13 protein-coding genes and 1 riboswitch are annotated in these 15,469 nt (G+C 69.2%); of the genes, 7 read left to right on the top strand and 6 right to left on the bottom strand.

The window, feature by feature from the left end; all coding sequences use genetic code 11:
• Positions 1 to 18: 18 nt before the first annotated feature.
• The gene (gene mmsA / locus ABIC21_RS14235) at positions 19 to 1,575 is read right to left on the bottom strand and encodes a multiple monosaccharide ABC transporter ATP-binding protein (RefSeq protein ID WP_354351030.1); all 1,557 of its coding nucleotides are present in this window, start codon (positions 1,573 to 1,575) and stop codon (positions 19 to 21) included.
• Between the two features lie 131 nt (positions 1,576 to 1,706).
• On the bottom strand, positions 1,707 to 2,897 hold the full coding sequence (locus ABIC21_RS14230) for an ROK family transcriptional regulator (RefSeq protein WP_354351029.1): 1,191 nt from the start codon (positions 2,895 to 2,897) through the stop codon (positions 1,707 to 1,709).
• A 253-nt stretch (positions 2,898 to 3,150) separates the two neighbouring features.
• Between ABIC21_RS14230 and ABIC21_RS14225 the strand changes: the two genes are divergently transcribed.
• Entirely contained in the window at positions 3,151 to 3,942 is a 792-nt protein-coding gene (locus ABIC21_RS14225; protein WP_354351074.1) for a nitrilase-related carbon-nitrogen hydrolase, read from the top strand.
• Here the strand turns inward: ABIC21_RS14225 and ABIC21_RS14220 are convergent.
• A complete protein-coding gene (locus ABIC21_RS14220; RefSeq protein ID WP_354351028.1) occupies positions 3,921 to 5,747 on the bottom strand; it encodes a PucR family transcriptional regulator in 1,827 nt (608 codons plus the stop codon). The two genes, ABIC21_RS14225 and ABIC21_RS14220, sit on opposite strands and share 22 nt — an antisense overlap.
• A gap of 101 nt (positions 5,748 to 5,848) precedes the next feature.
• Between ABIC21_RS14220 and ABIC21_RS14215 the strand changes: the two genes are divergently transcribed.
• On the top strand, positions 5,849 to 7,390 hold the full coding sequence (locus ABIC21_RS14215) for an amino acid permease (protein WP_354351027.1): 1,542 nt from the start codon (positions 5,849 to 5,851) through the stop codon (positions 7,388 to 7,390).
• Complete coding sequence (locus tag ABIC21_RS14210; RefSeq protein ID WP_354351026.1) at positions 7,387 to 9,090, top strand: flavin monoamine oxidase family protein; 1,704 nt, start codon at positions 7,387 to 7,389, stop codon at positions 9,088 to 9,090. The genes ABIC21_RS14215 and ABIC21_RS14210 overlap by 4 nt, the downstream gene beginning before the upstream one ends.
• Positions 9,091 to 9,104: 14 nt before the next feature.
• Here ABIC21_RS14210 and ABIC21_RS14205 read toward each other — a convergent pair whose 3' ends face one another.
• Complete coding sequence (locus ABIC21_RS14205; protein ID WP_354351025.1) at positions 9,105 to 9,623, bottom strand: gamma carbonic anhydrase family protein; 519 nt, start codon at positions 9,621 to 9,623, stop codon at positions 9,105 to 9,107.
• Positions 9,624 to 9,781: 158 nt separating this feature from the next.
• On the opposite strand from ABIC21_RS14205, the gene ABIC21_RS14200 reads away from it, so the two are divergent.
• Entirely contained in the window at positions 9,782 to 10,303 is a 522-nt protein-coding gene (locus ABIC21_RS14200) for a hypothetical protein (protein ID WP_354351024.1), read from the top strand.
• 72 nt (positions 10,304 to 10,375) lie between these two features.
• Here the strand turns inward: ABIC21_RS14200 and ABIC21_RS14195 are convergent, their stop codons facing one another.
• A complete protein-coding gene (locus ABIC21_RS14195) occupies positions 10,376 to 10,816 on the bottom strand; it encodes a class I SAM-dependent methyltransferase (RefSeq protein ID WP_354351023.1) in 441 nt (146 codons plus the stop codon).
• 55 nt (positions 10,817 to 10,871) lie between these two features.
• Positions 10,872 to 11,732: a formyltetrahydrofolate deformylase gene (gene purU / locus ABIC21_RS14190; protein WP_354351022.1), complete on the bottom strand. Its 861-nt coding sequence runs from the start codon at positions 11,730 to 11,732 to the stop codon at positions 10,872 to 10,874.
• A 62-nt stretch (positions 11,733 to 11,794) separates the two neighbouring features.
• A riboswitch (ZMP/ZTP riboswitch) is annotated at positions 11,795 to 11,880 on the top strand.
• Positions 11,881 to 12,050: 170 nt separating this feature from the next.
• Here purU and glyA point away from each other — a divergent pair.
• From glyA to ABIC21_RS14175, 3 genes are all read left to right on the top strand, one after another.
• Positions 12,051 to 13,352: a serine hydroxymethyltransferase gene (glyA, locus tag ABIC21_RS14185; protein ID WP_354351021.1), complete on the top strand. Its 1,302-nt coding sequence runs from the start codon at positions 12,051 to 12,053 to the stop codon at positions 13,350 to 13,352.
• Positions 13,353 to 13,355: 3 nt separating this feature from the next.
• On the top strand, positions 13,356 to 14,288 hold the full coding sequence (locus tag ABIC21_RS14180; RefSeq protein ID WP_354351020.1) for a bifunctional methylenetetrahydrofolate dehydrogenase/methenyltetrahydrofolate cyclohydrolase: 933 nt from the start codon (positions 13,356 to 13,358) through the stop codon (positions 14,286 to 14,288).
• A 217-nt stretch (positions 14,289 to 14,505) separates the two neighbouring features.
• Positions 14,506 to 15,456: an ABC transporter ATP-binding protein gene (locus tag ABIC21_RS14175; protein WP_354351019.1), complete on the top strand. Its 951-nt coding sequence runs from the start codon at positions 14,506 to 14,508 to the stop codon at positions 15,454 to 15,456.
• The last annotated feature ends 13 nt before the right edge of the window (positions 15,457 to 15,469 follow it).

The raw sequence follows: 15,469 nt of genomic DNA, 5'->3' as shown, positions 1-15,469 counted from the left end.
AGCGGTTTGCCACAGCGGTCAGGCGGTCTTGCGGGCCGACGTCATGAGTTTCATGAGGGTTTCCTGGCTCGCTTCGTCCTTGTTGAGCACGCCGGTGATGGCGCCTTCGAAGATGGTGTAGATGCGGTCCGAGAGGCCCAGCAGCTCGGGCAGCTCCGAGGAAATGACGATGACGCCCTTCCCCTGGTTGGCCAGCTGCTGGATGATGCCGTAGATCTCGTACTTTGCGCCGACGTCGATGCCGCGGGTGGGCTCGTCCAGGATCAGCAGCTCGGGGTCGGTGAACATCCACTTCGCCAGCACCACCTTCTGCTGGTTGCCGCCGGAGAGCTTGGCCACGCCCTCCTCCACCGACGGCGCCTTGGTCCGCAGGGACTTGCGGTACTGCTCGGCGACGGTGAAGACCTTGTTGGCGTCGATGACGTTGTGTTTGCTGACTTTGCGGAGGTTGGCCGAGACCGTGGTGGCTTTGATGTCATCCAGCAGGTTCAGCCCCAGGGACTTGCGGTCCTCGGTGACGTAGCCCAGTCCGGCGTCGATCGCCTGCTTGACGCTCTTGAGTTCGACCTCCTTGCCGTGCATGTAGATCTGTCCGGAGAGGAACCGGCCGTAGGACCGGCCGAAGACGGAGCGGGCGAGCTCGGTGCGCCCGGCGCCCATCAGCCCGGCGAAGCCGACGATCTCGCCGCGGCGGACGAAGAAGTTGGAGTTCTTGCAGACCATGCGGTCCTGCACCTGCGGGTGGCCCACGTTCCAGTTCTTGACCTCGAAGAAGGTCTCGCCGATCTTCGGCTCGTGGTCCGGGAATCGGGATTCCAGGGTCCGGCCCACCATGCCTTTGATGATGCGGTCCTCGTCGACGCCGTCGGCCTTGACGTCCAGCGTCTCGATCGACTTGCCGTCACGGATGATGGTGATGGAGTCCGCGATCTGCTCGATCTCGTTCAGCTTGTGGGAAATGATGATGGACGTGATGCCGCGGCCCTTCAGGCCGAGCATCAGGTCCAGCAGGTGCTGGGAGTCGGATTCGTTCAGGGCGGCCGTGGGCTCGTCGAGGATGAGCAGCTTCACCGACTTGTTCAGGGCCTTGGCGATTTCGACGAGCTGCTGCTTGCCGACGCCGATTTCCTTGATGGGGGTTTCCGGGTCCTCCCGGAGCCCGACCCGTGCCAGCAGCTCGGTGGAGCGGATCCGGGCCTCGGCCCAGTCGATCACCCCGCGCTTCGTGGGTTCGTTGCCCAGGAAGATGTTCTCCATGATGGACAGTTCGGGGATCAGCGCGAGCTCCTGGTGGATGATCACGATGCCGGCGTGCTCGCTGGCCCGGATGTCCTTGAACTGCTGGACTTCGCTCTGGTAGACGATGTCGCCGTCGTAGCTGCCGAAAGGGTAAACCCCCGAGAGCACCTTCATGAGGGTGGACTTGCCGGCGCCGTTCTCCCCGCAGATCGCGTGGATCTCGCCGGCCTTTACCCGCAGGTTCACCTCGGACAATGCTTTAACGCCGGGGAACTCTTTGGTGATGGAGCGCATCTCGAGAATTATCGGATCGCTGTGCGTGTTGAGGGACGTCATCTGCCCTTACGCCTCCAATGCATGACTTCGTTGTCCGCCCCTGCAAACCGCAGGGCCGTCTGATGGAAAAGTAAACTGGATCACAGGCCTTGTCGTCAAGTCTTTAACGCAACGGCCCGATAACGAAAGACTCAGCTGCGCCGGATTCCGGCGTGCTGGAAGACCAAAGCCGTGGCGCCCAGGGCCTCGGCGCGGTCCCCCAGGGAGGACATCGTAAGCGTCGTCGTCTCGCCGATGACGGGCACGGCATGCCGGACCAGGCCCCGCCGGATCGGGTCCAGCAGCAGTTCGCCGAGCCCCGCCAGCGGGCCGCCCACCACGATCACTTCGGGGTTGATCAGGTTGGCCACATTGCCCAGGGCGCGGCCGACGGCGAGCCCGGCGTCGTCCACCACGCGCAGGGTCGCGGAGTCCCGGGCGAGGGCCTTGCGGACGATGTCCTCCGGCGTGAGCGGCGCGTCCTCGCCGCGGCCCAGGAGCTCGATCATGGTGGTGGTGGAGGCGATGGTTTCCAGGCAGCCGCGGTTCCCGCAGCGGCAGACCAGCCCGTGCTCGTGAATGGTCGCGTGGCCGATTTCGCCGGTGATCCCCACGTTGCCGTAGTAGGGCATCCCGTTCAGGATCAGCCCCGCGCCGATACCGGAGCCGATCTTGAGGAACAGCAGGTTGCTGATGCCGGTGTGCGGCCCCCAGGTCACCTCCGACAGGGCCCCGAGGTTGGCGTCGTTATCGAGGAAAACCGGGAGATCCAGCGCCTCCTCGAGGCGTTGCAGGATGTTGATGCCCACCCATTCGGGCAGGATGGCGCCCTGGGCCACGGTCCCCGTGCGGCGGTCGATGGGGCCCGGGATGCCGACGCCGGCGCCCACCACCGCGCTGCGTTCCACCCCGCTGTTGGCCAGGAGCCGGTCCAGCAGCCCGACGGCGGCGGTGATGCCCTCCTCGGCGTGGTGGCCCAGGGGGAGCAGGACCGATTCCTCGGCGATCACGTGGTAGCTCAGCGAGGCGAGGACGACGCGCAGGTGCCGGCGGCCGAAATCGATCCCGACGGCGACGGCGCCGTTGCTGTTGAGCCTGACGTTCAGGGCCCGGCGGCCGGAGCTGGTGATCGGTTCGGTGGAGGCCAGTCCGGCGTCCTGCATGATCTTGACGATGTTCGAGACCGTGGCCGTGGAGAGGCCGGTCTGCCGTGCCAGTTCCGCCTGCGTGGAGGGCCCGGCGAGAAGGCATTCAATGATCCGCTGTTGGTTCAGATGCCGGAGTGCGGACTGCGATCCGGGGTTTTTGGTTCGGCTCCTCGTTGAGCGCGTTGGTGAGGGCATGCAATGAAGAGTGCCCCATCCGCGCCTTGTAGTCAAGAAGTTAACGCATGGTAGGTCCGGAAGCCGGCTGGCAGGGCCGATGCGCAGGCTGGTGCCGCGTCCGCCGGGACGCCGGCCGGTGCCCGTGGGGCATTCCGCCCTGCTTCCCGCACGGGCGGGCGGAAATGCACCGGGACGGCGGTGCCGGCGGATGGCTACGCTGGAGGAGCGAGAGTCCGCCGACAGGGCGGGCCCGGAGGATGCTGAGGTGGTAATGGTGCTACTGGCCCTGATGCAGGCGAACGCCGCCGTGCTGGACGTTGACGCCAACTGCGCCGCGGTGGATGCCGCCGCCGGCAAGGCCGCCGCGGCCGGCGCCCGGCTGCTCCTCACCCCCGAGCTGTTCCCGGTGGGGTACGCGCCCCTCCGGCTGCGGGCGGAGCTTGACCCGGCGGTGCTGCCCGCGCTCCGGCAGGCCCTGGCGGACGTGGCCCGCCGGCATGGCATAGCACTGGTCTACAGCCTCCCCGCCGTCACCGCAGCGGGGGAATGGCACATCACCGCCACCCTCGTCGACGAGCACGGCGACGAGCTCCTCAGCTACGCCAAGGTGCACCTGTTCGGTCCGGAGGAGCGCCAGGCGTTTGTCCCCGCCACGGCCAGTCCCGGCGTCGTGGACTTCCACGGGATCAGCACCTCGCTGGTGATCTGCTACGACGTGGAGTTTCCCGAGGCGGTCCGTGCCGCCGCGGTGCGCGGCGCCGAACTGCTGCTGGTGCCGACGGCCCTCGCGGAGGGATTCGACGCCGTGCCGCAGGTGCTGATCAGGGCCCGGGCACTGGAGAACCACCTGACTGTGGCCTATGCCAACCACTCCGGGACCGAGGACGGCTGCGGCTTCCTGGGCGGCAGCGTCATCGCAGCCCCGGACGGCGGGCTGCTGGCCGCGGCAGGAACCGGGGCCGAACTGCTGTTCGCCGAACTGCCGGAGCCCGGCGGGACCGGGCATGAGGTGGCGTACCTGGCTGATCGCCGGCCAGAGATCTACCGGTCCTGGGGCAGCTGAGCGGCACCCGCATCCGGGGCGGCCGACCCGGCCGGCACCCCGGGCAGCTCGTCCGTGTACTGCAGGGCAATCCAGAGCTCGGCCCGGGCCTGCGCCCGGTTGAGATCCAGCTCCAGCAGCTCCGCGAGCATGCCGATCTGCCGCCGGATGCTGTTGCGGTGCAGGCCGGTGGCTTTGGCCGTGGCGTCCCAGCTGCCGTTCTCGCCGAGCCAGGCGCGGAGGACGCCGAGCAGGGCGTCCCGCCGCTCCGGCGCCAGCGCCAGCACGGGCGCCAGCAGCCGGGCGGCGAGCATGGCACCCGCCTCCTTGCCGAGCAGCCCGGCCACGGACCACGTGACGTCATCAACCCGGACGCTGCGTCCGGTGGTCCCGACGCGGCCGCGAAGGGACCACGCCCGCTGGTAGGCCTCCGCCAGCCCGGGAAGCTCGGTGGCGCTGCCGACCACGAGGCGCCAGCCGAGCCGCTCCACACCGGCCAGCAGGGCGTCGTCGACCTTCAGCCGGGTGATGGCGGCAAAACCGTCGTCGGTGATCTCCACCAGCTTGGTGTCGAACATCCGGCGCCACTCCAGCAGCTCCCGGACGGGACTGTCGCCGGCACGGCCGGCGCGGCCCGGTGTGGCGGGGCCCGCGGGGCCGGCCGGCTCGGAAGTGGCTGCCGGCTCAGCCGCGCCGGCCGGCGCAGTGGTGCCGGCACGGCCGGCGGGGGTCCCCGCCGCCTCCGGGCGGATGCCGAGGATCACCCGCAGCTGCCCGGACCGGGTGGAGGAGACGCTCTGCGCCAGCAGGTCCTTGATCCCGTTGACGTGGCGGGTGCTCCCGGAGGCCAGGCTGTCCGGATGCAGCAGCAGCGCGGTGGCCAGCTGGCTGGGGGCCAGTGAGCCGCTGGTGCGCTGGCGCACGAGCAGTTCCAGCAGCCCGACGGCGGTGGAGACAACGCTGTTCTGGGCCGGGGTCAGCGGGGCATCGGTGCCCAGGACCAGCGCGCCCAGGTTGGCGTCCCGGGTGCTGCGCAGGGGATACCCGAACACCAGCGCCGAACCTGCCGTCCCAAACGAATCCAGCTCCACGCGCGGGCCGCTGCCGGAGAGCAGCCTCGCCAGCAGGGGCTGCAGCGCTGCCGCGTCAGGGGTACTGGGGGGTCCCGCCGGCGTCGCGGGGGCTCCCTCCGCGCCGGCGGTCCCGCGGGCACGCACCCGCCCGTCGGCGCCCGCCAGCACCGCCCAGACCGGAACCCGCTGCACGAGGGCGGCCAGGAGTTCGTGTTCCGGCCGCGCCGACAGCACGGCGCGCATGAGCTGCCGGTTCGTGTCGGCCAGCTGCCGGAACGTCGTGGCGTTGTCCGATTCCAGCAGCCGCGAGAATTCCAGGCCGACGGCGGCGAAGGGAACGGTCTTCGGGACGGCCACGAGCGTCAGGTTGTGCCGCCGGCAGGCCTGCACCACGGCATCGGGCACCGCGTCGAAGTACGGTTCCAGGCCGAAGCCTAGGGCGGAGACGCGCGCACCGACCAGCCGCCGGACATAGGCGTCCACCAGGTCACCGGCGCCGCCCCCGCCCAGGAACGGGAGGCCGGCGGTGAGCAGGAACTCGCCGTCGAGCAGGTACGGGGTGGGATCCTCCAGCTCGCTCGGCTCCACCCAGCGCAGCCGCTCCGCCCCGTTGCCACCGTCGTGCAGGACCGACAGCTCCGGCGGCAGCTGGCGCAGGAACTGCGCCAGGGTGACAAAACCCAGCCGCTCGGCACCGTCAGCAGGGTTGCCGCGGGGGTCCAGGGCCGAGTGCTTCGGTGCATTAAGTCTCATGGCTGAAGACTATAGGGCATTTTGCACAACCGTGAGAGCTGGCTCACAAGCCTAGGCTGGACGCGGGGAAAAAGACCACTACTGAAGAACGGACGTCAACGATGACTGTGCCAACTCTTATTGGAGAACGGCCACCGGCCACCACGGGCCGTCCCGGACTGACCGCGCAGCTGCTTCGCCGCAAGCCGATCGCCCAGCTCGTCAGCGAAGCCGAAACCGGCCACGGCGGCACGCGGCTGGTCCGCAGCTTCGGGGTGCTGCAGCTGACGATGATCAGCGTCGGCGCCACCCTCGGCACCGGCATCCTGGTGATCCTGGGTGAATCCGTGCCGCTGGCGGGCCCGGCCATCTGGATCTCCTTCGCAATCGCCGGGCTCGCCGCGCTGCTCTCCGCCGTCTCGTACGCCGAAATGGCCGGGATGGTGCCGGCGGCCGGCTCGAGCTACTCCTACACGTACGCGACCATGGGCGAAGGCATGGCCTGGATCTGCGGCTGGTGCCTGGTGCTGGAATACGCCGTCTCCGTGGCCGCCGTTGCCGTCGGCGCCGGCCAGTACGTCAACGAAGCCCTCGCCGTCTTCGGACTGTCGCTGCCGGACGCCATCTCGCAGCCGCCCGGCGACGGCGGGGTCCTGAACGTGCCGGCGATCGTGATTGTCGTCCTGGCCACGGCGCTGCTGGTCCGCGGCGCCAGGGAAAGCGCCTGGATCAACACAGCCATTGTGGTGGTCAAGGTCGGCATCCTGGTGTTCTTCTGCGCCGTGGCCTTCACCGCCTTCAACGCCGCACACTTCGAGCCGCTGCTGCCGATGGGCGCCGCCGGCGTCTCCGCCGCCGCCTCCCGGGTGTTCTTCTCCTACATCGGGTTCGACGCAGCCTCCACGGCCGGCGAGGAGGCCCGCAACCCGAAGCGCGATCTGCCCCGGGCCATCCTGCTGTCCATGCTGATCGTCACCACCATCTACGTGCTCGTCGCGGTCGCCGCGATCGGCGCGCGGCCCTGGGGCTGGTTCGACGGCACCGAAGCCGCCCTCGTGAAAATCCTGGAGGAGACCACCGGGCAGCCCTGGATCGCGCTGGTCTTCGCCGTCGGGGCCGTGCTGGCCATCATCAGCATCGTGCTGACGGTCCTCTACGGCCAGACCCGCATCCTGCTGTCGATGGCACGGGACGGCATGGTGCCCAGAATCTTCGGCCGCGTCTCGCCCCGCACCGGCACCCCGGTTGCCGGAACCCTGATTGTCGGCACCGCCGTCGCCCTCACCGCCGGCCTCGTCCCGCTCGGAGCGCTGGCGGACGCCACCAGCATCGGCACGCTCTTCGCCTTCGCCCTGGTCAACGTCGCCGTCATCTACCTGCGGCGCCACCGGCCCGAACTCACCCGCAGCTTCCGCGTCCCGCTGTTCCCGCTGACCCCCATCCTCGGCGCCGCCATGTGCGGCTACCTCATGCTCAACCTGGGCGCCGACACGTGGGTGGTCTTTGGACTGTGGATGCTGGTGGGACTGGCCGTCTACTTCGGCTACGGCCGCCGGCACTCCCGGGTAGCGGCGCTCAGCCACGAGGAATACCGTGAACTATCCGGCGCAGCCCCCTCCGACACCCCGCCCACACCCGACCCGATGAAAGCACACCACTCATGACAACCGCCACAGAACTCCCGGCCCCCGGACCGGCAGCGCCCGGCTCCGGCGGCCAGGCCCCCATCACCATGCTCAATCCCGACTTCCCGTTCAGCTACGACCACTACCTGGCCCATCCGGACGGCCTGGGCGCCGTCCCGCCCCGGCTGTACGGAACCGAAGTGGCCGTGGTCGGCGCCGGGCTCTCCGGGCTGGTGGCGGCCTACGAGCTGATGAAACTGGGCCTGCGCCCGGTCCTCTACGAGGCGGACCGGATCGGCGGCCGGCTGCGGACCGCGAGCTTCCCCTCCGCCGCCGGCGTCGTCGCCGACCTCGGCGGGATGCGCTTCCCCGTCTCGGGCAAGGCCTTCTACCACTACGTCGAGCTGCTCGGGCTGGAAACCCGGGAGTTCCCCAACCCGCTGGCGGCGGCGACCTCCAGCACGGTGATCGAACTCGCCGGGCAGAAGCACTACGCCCGCACCCCGGCGGACCTCCCGCCGTTCTTCCGGGAAGTCGCGGAGGCCTGGAAGGCCGCCGTCAACGACGGCGCCAAGTTCACCGAGATGCAGGACGCCATCCGCGCGCGGGACACCGCCCGGATCAAAGAGCTGTGGAACGCGCTGCTGCCCCTGCTGGATGAACAGACCTTCTACGGCTTCATCGCCGGCAGCGACTCGTTCAGGCAGGCCGGGTTCGCGCACCGCGAGGCGTTCGGGCAGGTGGGCTTCGGCACGGGCGGCTGGGACACGGACTTCCCCAACTCCATCCTCGAAATCCTGCGCGTCGTCTACACCGACGCCGACGACGCGCACCGGTTCATTGCCGGCGGCGCGCAGCGGCTCCCGGAGGCGCTCTGGGAGCACGCGCCGTCGGGCATGGTCCACTGGCCCGAGGGGACATCGCTGGCATCACTGCACGCCGGCGCCCCGCGGGGCGCCGTGGACCGGATAGCCCGGGACGGCAGCGGCGACTTCCGCATCCGGGAACGATGGGGCCGGGAGGCGGCCTATCCCGCCGTCGTCACCACCTGCCAGTCATGGCTGCTGTCGACGCGGATCCACACCGAGGAAACGCTGTTCCCGGCAGAACTGTGGACCGCGATCGAACGCTCCCACTACATGCAGTCGTCCAAGACCTTCGTGATGGTCGACCGGCCCTTCTGGAAGGACATCGATCCGGCGACGGGCCGCGAGGTCATGTCCATGACGCTGACCGACCGGCTCAACCGTGCCACCTACCTGCTGGACAACGGGCCGGACCAGCCCGCGGTGATCCTGCTCTCCTACACCTGGAACGACGACGCGCTGAAATGGCTGTCCCTGGACGCGGACCAGCGGGTCGAGCTGATGCTGCACTCGCTCGCGCAGATCTACCCGGACGTGGACATCGCCAGCCACATCGTCGGCCAGCCCATCACCGTCTCGTGGGAAGCGGACCCCAACTTCATGGGGGCCTTCAAAGCCAATCTGCCGGGACACTACCGCTACCAGCAGCGCCTCTTCAGCCACTTCAAACAGGACCGGCTCCCGGAGGCGCAGCGCGGGATCTTCCTGGCCGGCGACGACGTGTCCTTCACCGCAGGGTGGGCCGAAGGCGCCGTGACCACCGGACTGAACGCCGTCTGGGGCGTCGTCAACCACCTGGGCGGGTCATCGGCGCCCGGGAACCCGGGTCCGGGCGACGTGCTGGACGAACTGGGCCCGATCCCGCTCGACTGAGTTTCCCGGCGTGCTCAGCCGTGCAGTTCGCGGTGCGCCCGGGCCAGCTCCTGGTAGTGCGCCGCGTTCTGCTGCACGCCCGCGAACTCCTCGTCGCTGAGTTCGCGGCGGACCTTGGCCGGCACCCCGGCGACCAGCGAGCGGGGCGGAACCACGGTGCCTTCCAGCACGACGGCGCCGGCGGCCACGAGCGAGCCGGCCCCGATGACGGCGCCGTTGAGGATGGTGGCGCTCATGCCGATCAGGCAGTCGTCCTCGACCGTGCAGCCGTGCACGACGGCGCTGTGCCCGACGCTGACCCGGGCGCCGACCGTGCAGGGGAAGCCCGGGTCGGCGTGCAGCACCACGTTGTCCTGCAGGTTGCTGCCGGCGCCCACGCTGATCGCGGCGGTGTCGGCCCGGACGGAGACGCCGTAGAAGGCGCTGGAGTTCTCGGCGAGCGTTGCCTTGCCAATCACCGACGCGCTCGGTGCGATGAAGACGGATTCGTGGACGGCCGGAGTGTCCCCGGCGAAAGCGTAAATGGGAGCCATGCCTCCACCCTAGGACACACCCCCAGCCCGTTGCGCTATCACTTGTGGTGGTTCTCAGGGCTGAGAACCACCACAAGTGATAGGTCAACGGGGGTTGAACGGGCGCCGGGGCTGAGTAGGATCGGGGCCATCAACGGCGTTGTCCGGAAGGTGGGTCCGTGGTGACGGAAGACGGGATGTTCCTGCGAATGATGCGGCGGCTGGAGCAGTCGGACCGCCTCGACCCGGCCGTCCGGGTGGCGGAGCCGCTCGCCGGCCGGCTGGTGGCGAACGCCAGGCTGCGCCGCTTCTTCCGGGGCGACGCCACCGGCATCCCGCCGCACACGATCGCCACCGATGTGCCGTTCGGGGCCTGGTTCATGGCGATCTTCCTGGACCTCTTCCCGGACGAAGGAACCCGGCGGGCAGCAACCCGGCTCGTGGCCCTCGGCGTCGCCGCGGCCGCCCCCACCGGACTCAGCGGCTGGGCCGAATGGGCCCGGGCGGACCACGCCACGCGGCGCGTCGGCGTCGTCCACGCCGCTGCGAACGGCACGGCGACGCTGGTCTTCCTGGCCTCGTGGGCCGCACGTTCCCGCGGCCGGCACGACCTGGGCGTGCAGCTGGCCCGGCTGGGCGGCGTCCTGCTGATCGTCGGAGGCTTCCTGGGCGGGTACATGCGCAGCGTGCGCCGCCCCTGAGCCCGATGCGCTATCACATATGGTCACTCTGAGCGCTGGGAACGACCAAAAGTGATAGGGCAACGGGTGTTTTCAGGCGGGGGAACGGAGCACCGTGACGCCGGGGCCCTGTTTTGGAAAGTCCTGCTCGGGGTCCTGGGCGGGATGGCGGTCTTCGGGGAGGACGACGGCGATCGGAGCCCCGGGCGCGGCCACCCGCTCCAGTTCCCGGACGACGTCGTCCCATGCCTCGGGGGGCAGCGCCGCGAAGGCGTCGACCGCCCACACCGATGGGAACACCGAGTCGGCAAAGGGCAGGGAGCCGGCCGCCGCGACCGAGGCTTCCAGGCCCCGGGCCCGTGCCGTGTGGATGTTCTCCTCGGAGGGGTCGACGCCGGTGAAGTGGATGCCGGACTGGACAAAGCGCAGCCCGTCCGAGCCCTGCCCGCAGTCCAGGCCGAGGACACCCCTGCGGCCCTCTGCCTTGAGCAGGGCCACGAACTCGGTCAGCGGGTCTTCCGGGGAATGTGCCATACCCCTATTCAATGACCGGCGTCAGCTGAATACAACCGGGAAAATCCAACCGGGCTCAGTTGAAAACAACCGTCCGGTTCCCGTCCAGCAGGACCCGGTGCTCGGCATGCCACTGCACGGCCTGGGCCAGCGTGCGGGCCTCCACATCGCGGCCCATCTGGACGAACTGCTCGGCCGTGCGGCGGTGGTCGACCCGGATGACTTCCTGTTCGATGATCGGACCCTCGTCCAGGGCGGCGGTGACGTAGTGCGCCGTGGCGCCGATGAGCTTCACGCCCCGGGCGTGCGCCTGGTGGTAGGGCTTGGCGCCCTTGAAGGACGGCAGGAAGGAATGGTGGATGTTGATGGCCTTGCCGGTCAGCTGCTGGCACAGGTCGTCGGAGATGATCTGCATGTAGCGGGCAAGGACGGTGAGCTCGATGTCATGCTCGGCCATCAGCTTCCGCAGCTCGTCCTCGGCCTGGACCTTGGTGTCCGCGGTGACCGGGATGTGGTGGAAGGGGATGCCGTAGAACTCGGCCAGGCCCGCCAGGTCACGGTGGTTGGACACGATGGCCGGGATCTCGATGGGCAGGGTGCCGGAGCGCTGCAGGAACAGCAGGTCATTGAGGCAGTGCGCCGACGTGCTGGCCATCAGCAGGGTGCGGACCTTCCGCCCGGCCGGGTTCAGGCTCCACTGCATGCCGAAGGCTTGGGCCACCGGCTCCAGGGCGGCCTGAAGCTCCAGCTGGGAGGACGCCGTCGTGGCCTCGACGCGCATAAAGAAGGTGCCGGTGCTCTGGCTGCCGTACTGCTGCGAGTCCGTAATATTGCAGCCCGCGACGAGCAGGGCGCCCGCCACGGCGTGCACGATGCCTTGGCGGTCCGGGCAGGAGAGGGTCAGGATATAGGAAGCAGTCAGCTGGTCGTCAGTCACGGAAGACAAGCCTACCCGCGGTCCACCGGGGGCTCGGTCCGGGCCGCGGGTCTGGGGTACTCTGGAACGGTCGCAACTGGCGTTGGGTGGCTAACCACCAGGGAGCGGCACTCACGAAGACCACGGATCGTACGCCTGGGCCGAGGGTCATGTTTTTCCGGTTGGCAGCGACCAGCTGCCGGCCCGCATCGGCACCCCGCACGGGTGCCGGCGCCTTGTCGCGTACCCGCTGTCCGGGGCCGTAATCTAGGGGCGCCGCCGCGGGCCAGCCGGTAACCTGACCTTAAGCAGTGCCCGTTGCCTAGCCAGGAGTTCCCCGTGACCACCTCTCTTAGCCTTTCCTCAGCCGCCGTGAGCAACCAGCCGCTGGCCGACCTTGACCCCGAAATCGCCGCAGTCCTTGCCCAGGAGCTTGGCCGCCAGCGCGGCACCCTGGAAATGATCGCCTCCGAGAACTTCGCCCCGCGCGCTGTGATGGAAGCCCAGGGCTCGGTCCTGACCAACAAGTACGCCGAGGGCTACCCCGGCCGCCGCTACTACGGCGGCTGCGAGTACGTCGACATCGCCGAGCAGCTCGCGATCGACCGGGTCAAGGAGCTCTTCGGCGCCGAATACGCCAACGTCCAGCCGCACTCCGGCGCCCAGGCCAACGCCGCGGCACTCTCCGCGATGATCACCCCGGGTGACAAGATCCTGGGCCTGTCCCTGGCCCACGGCGGCCACCTGACCCATGGCATGAAGCTCAACTTTTCCGGCAAGCTCTACGAGGTCGCCGCGTACCAGGTCGAGCAGGACAACTTCCGCCTCGACATGGACAAGCTCCGCGCGCAGGCCATCGCCGAGAAGCCCCAGGTGATCATCGCCGGCTGGTCCGCCTACCCGCGCCACCTCGACTTCGAGGCCTTCCGCTCGATCGCCGACGAAGTCGGCGCCCTCCTCTGGACCGACATGGCGCACTTCGCCGGACTCGTGGCCGCCGGCCTGCACCCGAGCCCGGTCCCGTACTCCGACGTCGTCACCTCCACCGTCCACAAGACCCTCGCCGGGCCCCGCTCCGGCGTGATCCTGGCCAAGAAGGAGTGGGCCAAGAAGATCAACTCCAACGTCTTCCCGGGCCAGCAGGGCGGACCGCTCATGCACGTGATCGCCGCGAAGGCCGTCGCGTTCAAGATCGCCGGCACCGAAGAATTCAAGGAGCGCCAGGAGCGCGTCCTCGAGGGCGCCCGGATCATCGCCGACCGCCTCAACCAGTCCGACGTGTCCGACGCCGGCGTCTCCGTCCTGACCGGCGGCACGGACGTGCACCTGGTCCTGGTGGACCTGCGCAACTCCCAGCTCGACGGCCAGCAGGCCGAAGACCTCCTGCACTCGGTGGGCATCACGGTCAACCGCAACGCCGTGCCGTTCGACCCGCGCCCGCCGATGGTCACCTCCGGCCTGCGGATCGGCACCCCGGCGCTGGCCACCCGCGGCTTCGGCGCCGAGGAGTTCACCGAGGTCGCCGAGATCATCGCCACCGCGCTGAAGGCGGGTGCCGCCACCGACATCGAGGCGCTCCAGTCCCGCGTGGACAAGCTCGCCGCCGACTTCCCGCTGTACCCGCAGCACGAGCAGTGGTAGGCCATGACCTCTGCAGAGACTGCACACACGGCTGAAAAGGCCCGCATCCTCGACGGCAAGGCCACCGCCGCCACCATCAAGGCCGAACTGACCGAACGCGTGGCCGCGCTCAAGACCCGCGGGATCGTCCCGGGCCTGGGCACCATCCTGGTCGGCTCCGACCCGGGCAGCACCTGGTACGTCGGCGGCAAGCACAAGGACTGCGCCGAGGTGGGCATCACGTCCATCCGCCGCGACCTGCCGGAGGAGACCACCCAGGAGGAACTGCTGGCCGTGGTCCGGGAGCTCAACGACAACCCGGAATGCACCGGCTACATCGTCCAGCTCCCGCTGCCCAAGCACATCGACCAGGACGTCATCCTGGAGGCCATGGACCCCGACAAGGACGCCGACGGCCTCCACCCGATGAACCTGGGCCGGCTCGTGGCCAACGTCAGCGGCCCCATGAAGTCCCCGCTGCCGTGCACCCCCAAGGGCTGCGTGGAGCTGCTCACCCGGCACGGCATCAGCCTCAACGGAAAGCGCGTGCTGGTGGTGGGCCGCGGGGTCACCATCGGCCGCCCGGTGGGACTGCTGCTCACCCGCAAGGACGTCAACGCCACGGTCATCCTGGCCCACACCGGCACGGTCGACCTGCCCGCCGAACTCCGGCAGGCCGACGTCGTGATTGCCGCGGCCGGCCAGCCGCACATGATCAAGGCGGCGGACCTCAAACCGGGCGCTATCGTGCTCGACGTCGGCGTCAGCCGTGTCGATGACGGCTCGGGCAAGGCTGTGGTCACCGGGGACGTGGACCCCGCCGCTGCCGACGTCGCCGCTTGGCTGTCCCCGAATCCCGGGGGAGTGGGCCCGATGACCCGCGCCATGCTGCTGGCCAACGTGGTGGAAACCGCCGAACGCCACCTGGCGGAGGCGGGCCCTTCCGGCACCGTCTGAGCCCGCCTGTCCACGGGCGCCGCTTCCGTCCCGGAGGCGGCGCCCTGTGCCGTTTAAGTCGCCGTTTAAGCCCCCGGACATCACGGAATGGCAAACGTCTGGATTTTTTACGAAGAGACCCTTTCATAGTTCGGCGGGATCCACTACCGTGATTCGGGTGCCTGAACTAGTCTCGAGAGAATCCTCAGCCAAGGAAGCCTCCCAAAAGGACGCGCCAGTGAGCAGCCCCGCCGAAACCGGCCCGCCGCAGTATGTGATCACCGCCGAGAACCTGACCAAACGCTACGGCGACGTCGTCGCCGTCGACGGTATCTCGTTCTCCGTGCCCGCCGGCGAGGCCTTCGGCCTGCTGGGCCCCAACGGCGCCGGCAAGTCCACCACCATGAAGATGATCGGCGGGGTGTCCCAGCGGACCTCCGGGAGCCTGAGCATCATGGGCCTGGACCCGGACCAGAACGGGCCCGAGGTCCGCGCGCACCTGGGCGTCGTCCCGCAGCAGGACAACCTGGACGAGGAACTCAAGGTCCGGGACAACCTCCTGGTCTACGGGCGCTACTTCGGGCTGCCCATGAGCTACCTCAGGCCCAAGGCGGACGAGCTGCTGGAATTCGCGCAGCTCACGGACAAGGCCAAGTCCAAGGTCGACGCGCTCTCCGGCGGCATGAAGCGCCGCCTCACGATCGCGCGGTCCCTCATTAACGAACCCCGGATCCTGCTCCTGGACGAACCCACCACCGGGCTGGACCCGCAGGCCCGGCACATCCTCTGGGACCGGCTGTTCCGGCTCAAGGAGCAGGGCGTCACCCTGATCCTCACCACCCACTACATGGACGAGGCCGAGCAGCTCTGCGACCGCCTGATCGTGGTGGACAAGGGCAGGATCATGGCCGAGGGCTCGCCCGCCAGCCTGATCCGCGAATACTCCACCCGCGAGGTCCTCGAGCTGCGCTTCGGCTCGGAACGCAACGCCACCATCGGCGCCGAACTCGAAGGCATCGGCGAACGGCTGGAAACCCTCCCGGACCGCGTCCTGATCTACGCTCACGACGGCGAGGCCGCCCTCGAAGAGGTCTCCGCCCGCGGACTGCGCCCAGTGACCTCGCTGGTGCGCCGGTCCTCGCTCGAGGACGTCTTCCTGCGCCTGACGGGCAGGAGCCTCGTTGACTAAGGGAGAAGCGGCG

Origin of the sequence: Pseudarthrobacter sp. PvP090, assembly GCF_040547365.1 — a bacterium.
Lineage (GTDB): Bacteria > Actinomycetota > Actinomycetes > Actinomycetales > Micrococcaceae > Arthrobacter.
Note: the sequence above shows the minus strand (reverse complement) of the source record. Positions and strands in the feature narration are given on the sequence as shown.